Below are 7,783 nucleotides of genomic sequence, written 5' to 3'. Positions count from 1 at the left end.
ACCATGAACACCGCGGCCAGCGTCAACGGTACGGCAGCTGCCACCACGATGCCGACGCGCCAGCCCATGCTGACGAAGCACACCACCATCACCACCAGCAGTGCGACGAAGAACTTCATCATGAACTCGTCGACCGAGGCGCTGATGTTCACCGCCTGATCGGTGACTTTCTCCAAGGCCATCCCCACCGGCAGGCCGTCGTTGATCTTCTTGACCTCAGCGTCGAGCGAGGCGCCCAGATCCAGGCCGTTCCAGCCGTCGCGCATGACGATCCCGAGCAGCATGGCGGGCTCGCCCCCGTTGCGGATCATGAAGGTCGACGGATCTTCATAGCCGCGCTTGACGGTGGCGATGTCCTGCAGCTTCAGCGTCCTGCCCTGCGCAACGATGGGGGTATCCCGGATCTTCTGCAGCTGATCCAGCGCGCCGTCGAGGCGGATGAAAATCTGCGGGCCCTTGGCCTCCACGGAGCCGGCGGGCGTCAACGCGTTCTGCCCGTTCAGCGCGGCGAACACTGCCTGCGGCGTGATGCCCAGGTTGGCCAGACGTTGGTGGGAAAGCTCCACATAGATCCGCTCGGACTGCTCGCCGATGATATTGACCTTCTTTACCCCCGGGACATGCAGCAGGCGCTGGCGAAGGGTTTCGGCGTCACGTGCAAGCGCGCGGAACGGCTCGCCCTTGGCTTTCAACGCGAACAGCGCGAAGGTGACATCGGCGTATTCGTCATTGACCATTGGGCCGATGACACCTGCGGGCAGGTTTGCGGCTTCGTCGGCCATCTTCTTGCGCGCCTGGTAGAACTCTTCCTGCACCTCCGAAGGAGGCGTACCGTCCTGCAGGGTCAGCGTGGTGAAAGACAGGCCGGGACGCGTATATGTTTCGCTGCGGTCATACCAGCGCAGCTCCTGCAGGCGTTTTTCCAGCTTCTCGGCCACCTGGTCCTGCATCTCCGTGGGCGTGGCACCCGGCCACGCCGTGATCACTGTCATCACCTTGACAGTGAACGCCGGGTCCTCTGCGCGGCCCAGCTGGAAGAATGACACGATGCCGGCAACCGAGACCAGGAAGATCAGAAAGACGGTAATCGCGCGCTCGCGCACCGCAAGCGCCGACAGGTTGAACCCACTCACGGGTGGGCTCCCTTGCCAGCGGTGGTCGTGGCGGTATCGGCCAGGCGAACCACCTGCCCTTCGCGGAGCAGGTGCGCGCCCAGCGCGGCCACGCGGTCGGATGCACTCAACGCGCCCTCAACCAGGGCCTGGTCGTCACCCAATTGCTTGACCACTACCGGCGTCCAACGGGCTTTGAGTGGCTCGCCCCCGATGACCCAGACACCGGCCCCGTTGCCGGGATCGAACACCGCGCCCAATGGGACCTCAACGCCCCCCGCCCTGCCTGCAGCTGCGGTGCCTTCAACCGCTACCGCCACGGTGGATCCCAACGGCAATGCCGTGCTGCCGTCCTCCAGGGTGTAGCGGGCCTCAAAGGTGCGGGTTGCGGGGTCTGCCGATTCAGAGAGCACACGCAACCGTGCCGGAATCCTGCCACTTGCCCCGAACAGGGAAGCGGACGCTGCCGAGCCGATCTGCGGCCGAAGTGTCTCGGGCAGCTGGACGACGGCCTCGCGGCTGCCTGCACGGACAAGCCGGGCGACGATCTGCCCCGCTGCAACGACCTGGCCGGGCTCGGCCAGAATGTTCATGACCACCCCATCGGCATCGGCAACAAGTGCCGTGTACTGACTGGCATTGCGCGCGACACGGGCTTGGGCTTCGGCTGCCTTGAGCTGCGCGGACGCCGCGTCTGCGGCAGCCTTGATCTGATCGTAGGCCGACCGGGATACAACGCCCTTGGCCGCCAGGTCGCGATAGCGCGCCTCGTCCGCGGTGGCTTGCACATTCTGCGCACGGGCTGCGATGACGGCCTGCTGCTGGGACGCTGCGGCCAGGTTCAGATCGATGGGATCAATTCGATACAGCACGTCGCCGCGCTTGACCGTCTGCCCCGTCTCGACCAGGCGCTCGGTGATCTTGCCCCCCACCCGGAAGGCCAGATCGCTCTGCACCCGTGCGGCGACGATGCCAGTGAAGGTCCGCGCATTTCCCGTGTCCGGCTGCACCTGGGCGACCCGGACGATGGGCGGCGCGGTTCGGGGGTCGCTTTCACCCGTCCTGCTGCAGGCCACAAGGAGCAACGGAACAACACAGGAAATGGCTGGGAGTACAAAACGGCGACGCATGCGGCCTTCCGGAGTGGGGTGTCCGGACGCATTTTGTTCCTAGTGACTCATTTCGTCAATAGTCACTACCGGTGTGGCTGCAAGCTCCTGAGGACCAGCTCCTGCAAGGCTTTGGGCGCTTCTTCGTGCAAGGGCGCCAGGTGCGGCAGCGTCACCGGGTTCAGATAAGGAAGCAGGACCTGATAGACCGCGCGGCCGGTCTCTTCAAGTGATGTCCGGCTCTCGAACGCTCCGCAGGCACGTCCCTCCTTGATGATGTTTTCAACAAGCTGCCCGATCCGGTCTTGATACGCCTTCGCTGATGGCCATTGATCCGTCGCGGCGGCGACGGCGATTTCATACAGGCGCCGATCCTGCAGAAACAGGCGAAGACCGGCCTCCACAATGACGGTGAACAACACACGCAGCCTATCGTCAGGCGCTTGCACCCCCTGCAGGGCCTGACGAACCTCGCTTTCGATCTGACCGAGGCAATTGGCGCAGATCACCTCACCAATGGCCTGCTTGGAGGCAAAAAACTTGTAGATGTAAGCCTTGGAAAAACCGATGGCTTTGGCAAGGTCGGACACCGTGGTCTTGTCGTAGCCGTAATGGCTGAAATGCGCGGTGGCGGCCACGATGATCTGGGTGCGCACGTCGTGCTCGGCGGGGCCGCGCCCGCCGTCGAGTGCTGCGGAGGTCGAAGTAGACATCGTGGAAGCGTAGCGCCGCGCCGTCACGCCGGCAAATGGTGACCGTTTGGGTATCGGTCCACCACCCGCCCGGCGGCTGTTTGATTTTCAGCTCCGGCAGAAGAGCAGGCAAGGCAAAGCGAAAGCAGCTGCCCAATGATCCTCGTCGCGCGCCTCATCAGCCTCATGCCTCTACGGCAACCGCCGAGCCGGATGTGGACGCAGCATCGGCGGCCGTGACATAGGCGAGCAATGCCGCGAACAGCAGCAAGCCCGCACTGGCCAGGAATGTGCAGGCGAAACCGGCACTGTCCAGCAGCAGGCCGCCAAGGCTGGAACCCAGCGCGATCGAGCACTGCACCACCGCTACCATCAGCCCGCCGCCCGCTTCAGCGTTGTTGGTGAACGTGCGTGCCAGCCAGCTCCACCAACCCACCGGCRCAGCCGTGGCCAGCAGACCCCATACCGAAAACAGTGCGGCCGTCGGCCAGAGTTGAGGCCCCAGCGCCACGAGCGCCGCGGCAATCACCGCCATCAGGATCGGGACGGCCACCAGTGTGCGATAAAGACCACGCCTGATGAATGCCCCGATCGCGAGCGTGCCCACAACGCCGCTTGCACCAATGGCCAGCAGCACCAGCGGAACGGCGGATTCCCCTGCACCCGTGACCTTTTCCAGGAACGGGCGCACATAGGTGAACAAGGCAAACTGCCCCATGAAGAAGATGCCGCACGCCGCCATTCCCAACATCACCACCCGCCGCCGCAACAGGGCCAGCACCCCGCCCCGGGATTGCCGTCGTTCTGCGGCCATGGAAGGAAGACACAGCCACTGCCATGCCAGCGCGATGGCGGCCACAGGCAGGAGGCACAGGAATGCCCCACGCCATCCGATCACGCCGCCAAGGTAGCTGCCCAAGGGGGCAGCCACTACCGTTGCCAGCGCGTTGCCGCCATTGAAGATCGCCAGTGCTCGCGGCACCCGCGCTGCTGGCACCAGCCGCATGGCCGTAGCCGCAGACAACGACCAGAAGCCACCGATCACCACGCCGATCAATGCCCGGCCCATCATGTAGATCGGGTAGCTGGGAGCCAATGCCACCACCACGCCGGATACCGCCATCAATGCGGTGAGCGTCAGCAGCACTGTCTTCCGGTTGATGCTCCCGGCCAAGCGGGAGATCGACAGGCTGGTCAGCACGGCGAAGGCACCAGAGATGGCAATCCCATACCCGGCCAGCCCTTCGCTCACGCCAAGGTCAGCCGCCAAGGGCGTAAGCAGGCTCACCGGCATGAATTCAGAGGCGATCAGTGCGAACACGCACAGCGTCATTGCCAGCACCCCGCCCCAGTTGGCCCGGTCGGACGTCGCGTCGTTGCTGCTCATTTCCCAGCCAGGCCTTGCTGGAAGAACGTCGCCAACCTTGCGAAGGGAATCAGGTCGGTGCGGTCATACAGGTCTACATGACCGGCATCCTTCACCCAGTAGAGCTCCTTCGGCTGCCCTGCCCTGCGGTACGYGTCCTCGCTGAACTCACGCGAGTGGGCGTGGTCRCCAGAGATGAACAGCATCGGTCTGGGCGAGATGGTCTCGATATCGTTGAAGGGGTAGAAATTGACGAACTTGACCAAGCTGCTGAACAGCGGCTGGGTGGTCAAGTCGCTGCGCTCGCCTTCGGCAGTGTAAGCGCCACGCGACGTGCGGTAGAAATCAAAGAACTCGCGCTGCACTTCGGACGTATCGGCCTCGAGCTTGTTCACGGTGCCAGGTACATGGACTGCCGGCCCGCCGTTGAACTCGACCAGACGCTGGTCCGTTGCAGCCTTGATCATCTGCCTGCGCTGCTCCAGCGATTGCGCGTGGTTCAGACCTTGGCGCGCGGCGGCGCCCATGTCATACATGCTGACCGTAGCGATTGCCTTGATGCGCGGGTCGATCTTGGCTGCGCTGATCACGAAACTGCCACTGCCACAGATACCCAGGCCACCAATCCGCTGCGGATCCACGAACGACTGCGTGCTCAGGAACTCCACCGCCGCGCTGACGTCGTCCGAATAGATTTCAGGCGACACCAGGTGCCGCGGGGTACCCGCGCTCTCTCCCCAGAAGGAAAGATCGATCGCCAACGTAACGAAACCCTGCTCAGCCAGCTTCTGCGCATACAGCTGTGAGCTCTGCTCCTTTACCGCGCCCATCGGGTGTCCGACCACCACGGCGGGTGCGCGGCCGCCATGCGTCAGGCCCTGAGGCCGGTACAGCGTCCCGACCACTTCCATCTGGTACTGGTTGCGGAAGCTGACGCGCTCGCCTTTTACGCTGGCGCTTCTGTAGAAATTGTCGGCGCCAGCGGTTCTTGTGGCCGCCGACGCCTCAGCGGACAAGGCCGACTGCGGAACGAAATGGCTGGCGATCAGTGCCAACAGCAGCGTGGTGGGTTTCATGTGCGGACGGCCTCAGTGGGGACTCAGGTCGCCACGATAGGCGCCGCCCGCTACCGCGATAAGCCGGCTGAAAGTTGATGCATTATTGAGTTGCGCTCACAATTGGCCCATGAACGGCGTGAAGACCAATGATCTGCAAGCCTTCCTGGTGGTGGCACAGGAGCAGAGCTTCACCAGGGCAGCTGTCCGCCTCGGTGTTACGCCCTCAGCGCTCAGCCATTCCATGCGGCTGCTGGAAGAGCGCCTGGGCATCCGCCTGCTGGCCCGGACCACGCGCAACGTCTCCCTGACCGAGGCGGGCGAGCGCCTGATGCGCTCCATTGCACCGCATTTCGAGGCCATCGTCGCCAGCGTCGAGGCACTGGGGGATCTGCGCGACCGCCCGGCCGGAACTCTTCGTATCTCCTGTACGGACGATTCCATGGAGACCATCGTCCGCCCTCGCCTTGCCGGTTTCCTCGCCGAGTATCCGGACATCACACTTGAGTTCTACGTCGATTACGGCTTCACCAATGTGGTTGAACAGCGCTTCGACGCCGGCATCCGGCTGGGTGAGGCGCTCAGCAAGGACATGATCGCGGTCAGGGTCGGACCGGATTGGCGCCTGGTGGTGGTTGGATCCCCCGACTACTTCGAGAGGCACGCCAAGCCAAGGAAGCCTGCCGATATCACGCAACATCGCTGCGTGCACATCCGGCATCGCCCGAACGGCGCCATCTATGCCTGGGAGTTCGAAGAGAAGGGCAAGGAATTCACCGTGCGCGGTGATGGGCAACTGGTGTTCAACAGCATGATCCACGTCATCAATGCCGCACTGGATGGACTGGGCCTGGCGTATGCGCCTGAGCCGATGGTTGCCGACCACATTGCCGAGGGGCGGCTGGTTGCCGTGCTGGACAAGTGGTGCTTGCCTTTCCCCGGTTATCACCTGTATTACCCGAACCGTCGGCAGCCCTCGCCGGCATTTTCGGCGCTGGTGGCCTGGCTGAGGCGAGATGCCTGAGGTCCGGGGCGACACCAGGCCGACAAGATCAGCGCGTCCAGCATTGCCCGCGCCGGCTGAACGCCTCAGGTACTTCAGCGCACGAAAATACCCGGTCGATCACCGGCTTGATACCCAGTAGGACGCTCAGGACAGATGACGGCTAGATGTGAAACACCGGACCCGCCGACAACGTCGCCGAACTCACCCTGACACGGAACGCAATGAGCAGGCTCGCGATGAGCATCACCGCCGCAGCAACGGTGAGCACGGCAACAATGCCCCCGAACCCGAACACCAGGCCGCCCAAAGCGGCACCCGCGGCGATGGAAGACTGCACAGCAGCGACCACCATCCCGCCGGCGCTCTCGGCCTGATCGGGCACCGCACGTGCAACCCAGCTCGACCAGGCCACGGGCACGCCACCGAAGGCCAGGCCCCAGAGCGCGACCAGGACCGACAGCCCGCCAACGCCCACCGGAAACAGGAGCATGCCCAGCGCGGCTGCGCCAACCAAGGCGGGCATGATCACCAACGTGACTTTCAAGCTGCGCTCCATGAGCCAGCCGGCCAGCAGGGTGCCAACGAAATTCGCCACCCCGAATCCCAGCAGAATCAGCGCCAGGCCATCCGCGCTCATCTGCCCCAGGCTCTCCAACGTTGGGCGGATGTACGTAAAGAGCGAGTACTGACCGGTGTGCGCCAGAACGCAGCCCAGCATGCCTACCGCAACGCCTGGCCGGCGCAGGAGCCCCACCACCGACTCTGGGACTGCCGCCTTGCGCGGGGCCATTCGGGGCAGCGTGAACCACTGGAACGCAAACGTGAGTCCACCTACCGCCGTCGCAGCCCAGAAGGCGCTGCGCCAGCCCAGCAGACCTCCCAGGTAGCTCCCCAAAGGAACGGAAACCACGGTGCCGACCGCAATGCCGCTGAAAATGATGGAAAGCGCGCGAGGCACGCGCTGCGGCGGCACCAACCGCATGGCCACGGCCGCTGCCATGCTCCAGAAACCGCCCAGCGCGATGCCCAGAAGGACGCGCATCACCAGCAGGACGCCCATGCTGGACGACAATGCCACCAGGGCGTTGGAGAGGATCATCAGACCCGTGAAACTCAACAGCACCAGGCGCCGGTCTATCGAACGGGTGAGCCGCGGCACCAGCAGGCCAGCGAACAGGGCCACTACAGCGGTGACCGTCACTGCTTGACCAGCCAGCGCCTCCGACACCCCAAGGTCCGCCGCCATCGGCGTCAGCAGGCTGGCAGGCAGATATTCGGCGGTGAGCAGCCCGAAGACACCCATGGCCAGCGAAAACACCGCTACCCATGCCGACGAAGAAGGTTCCCCGCTACTCCAGGCCACAGAATCAGGTGCGTCTGCGGCATCAGCTACGTCATTACTCATCAAAGATCCCAGTGCAATCGTGCAGCCGAGAGTCTAGG

Annotated in this window: 7 protein-coding genes; 1 reads left to right on the top strand and 6 read right to left on the bottom strand. The window is 64.1% G+C overall.

The annotated features are described in order from the left end of the window. The 5 genes from AC1VAN_RS05865 to AC1VAN_RS05845 form a co-directional block, all read right to left on the bottom strand. On the bottom strand, positions 1-1,133 hold a 1,133-nt coding region (locus tag AC1VAN_RS05865), incomplete at its 3' end, for an efflux RND transporter permease subunit (protein ID WP_480985441.1). After that, positions 1,130-2,242 carry an efflux RND transporter periplasmic adaptor subunit gene (locus tag AC1VAN_RS05860; protein WP_442251110.1) on the bottom strand — a complete coding sequence of 371 codons (1,113 nt, stop codon included), beginning with the start codon at positions 2,240-2,242 and terminating at the stop codon, positions 1,130-1,132. The genes AC1VAN_RS05860 and AC1VAN_RS05865, both read right to left, overlap by 4 nt. A 65-nt stretch (positions 2,243-2,307) precedes the next feature. Next, the gene (locus AC1VAN_RS05855) at positions 2,308-2,934 is read right to left on the bottom strand and encodes a TetR/AcrR family transcriptional regulator (protein ID WP_442251109.1); all 627 of its coding nucleotides are present in this window, start codon (positions 2,932-2,934) and stop codon (positions 2,308-2,310) included. A 163-nt stretch (positions 2,935-3,097) separates the two neighbouring features. After that, positions 3,098-4,300 (bottom strand): MFS transporter, encoded by a 1,203-nt coding sequence (locus tag AC1VAN_RS05850; protein ID WP_480985440.1) that lies wholly within the window; start codon positions 4,298-4,300, stop codon positions 3,098-3,100. Next, the gene (locus AC1VAN_RS05845; protein WP_480985439.1) at positions 4,297-5,355 is read right to left on the bottom strand and encodes an alpha/beta hydrolase; all 1,059 of its coding nucleotides are present in this window, start codon (positions 5,353-5,355) and stop codon (positions 4,297-4,299) included. Before AC1VAN_RS05845 ends, AC1VAN_RS05850 begins: the two co-directional genes overlap by 4 nt. Positions 5,356-5,464: 109 nt before the next feature. On the opposite strand from AC1VAN_RS05845, the gene AC1VAN_RS05840 reads away from it, so the two are divergent. After that, positions 5,465-6,358: a LysR family transcriptional regulator gene (locus AC1VAN_RS05840; RefSeq protein ID WP_032974737.1), complete on the top strand. Its 894-nt coding sequence runs from the start codon at positions 5,465-5,467 to the stop codon at positions 6,356-6,358. A gap of 142 nt (positions 6,359-6,500) precedes the next feature. Here the strand turns inward: AC1VAN_RS05840 and AC1VAN_RS05835 are convergent, their stop codons facing one another. Continuing rightward, positions 6,501-7,658, bottom strand: coding sequence for an MFS transporter (locus AC1VAN_RS05835; RefSeq protein ID WP_442251106.1), 1,158 nt, complete (start codon positions 7,656-7,658; stop codon positions 6,501-6,503). Positions 7,659-7,783: the final 125 nt, after the last annotated feature.

The sequence above is a fragment of the Stenotrophomonas sp. 05L44_2 genome (genome assembly GCF_056665995.1).
This window is presented reverse-complemented; position numbering and strand designations above follow the sequence as displayed.

What these genes read in the sequence shown, in the direction of transcription:
- AC1VAN_RS05860 (WP_442251110.1), bottom strand. Translation starts at nt 2,242, where the DNA reads ATGCGTCGCCGTTTTGTACTCCCAGCCATTTCCTGTGTTGTTCCGTTG.
- AC1VAN_RS05855 (WP_442251109.1), bottom strand. Translation starts at nt 2,934, where the DNA reads ATGTCTACTTCGACCTCCGCAGCACTCGACGGCGGGCGCGGCCCCGCC.
- AC1VAN_RS05840 (WP_032974737.1), top strand. Translation starts at nt 5,465, where the DNA reads ATGAACGGCGTGAAGACCAATGATCTGCAAGCCTTCCTGGTGGTGGCA.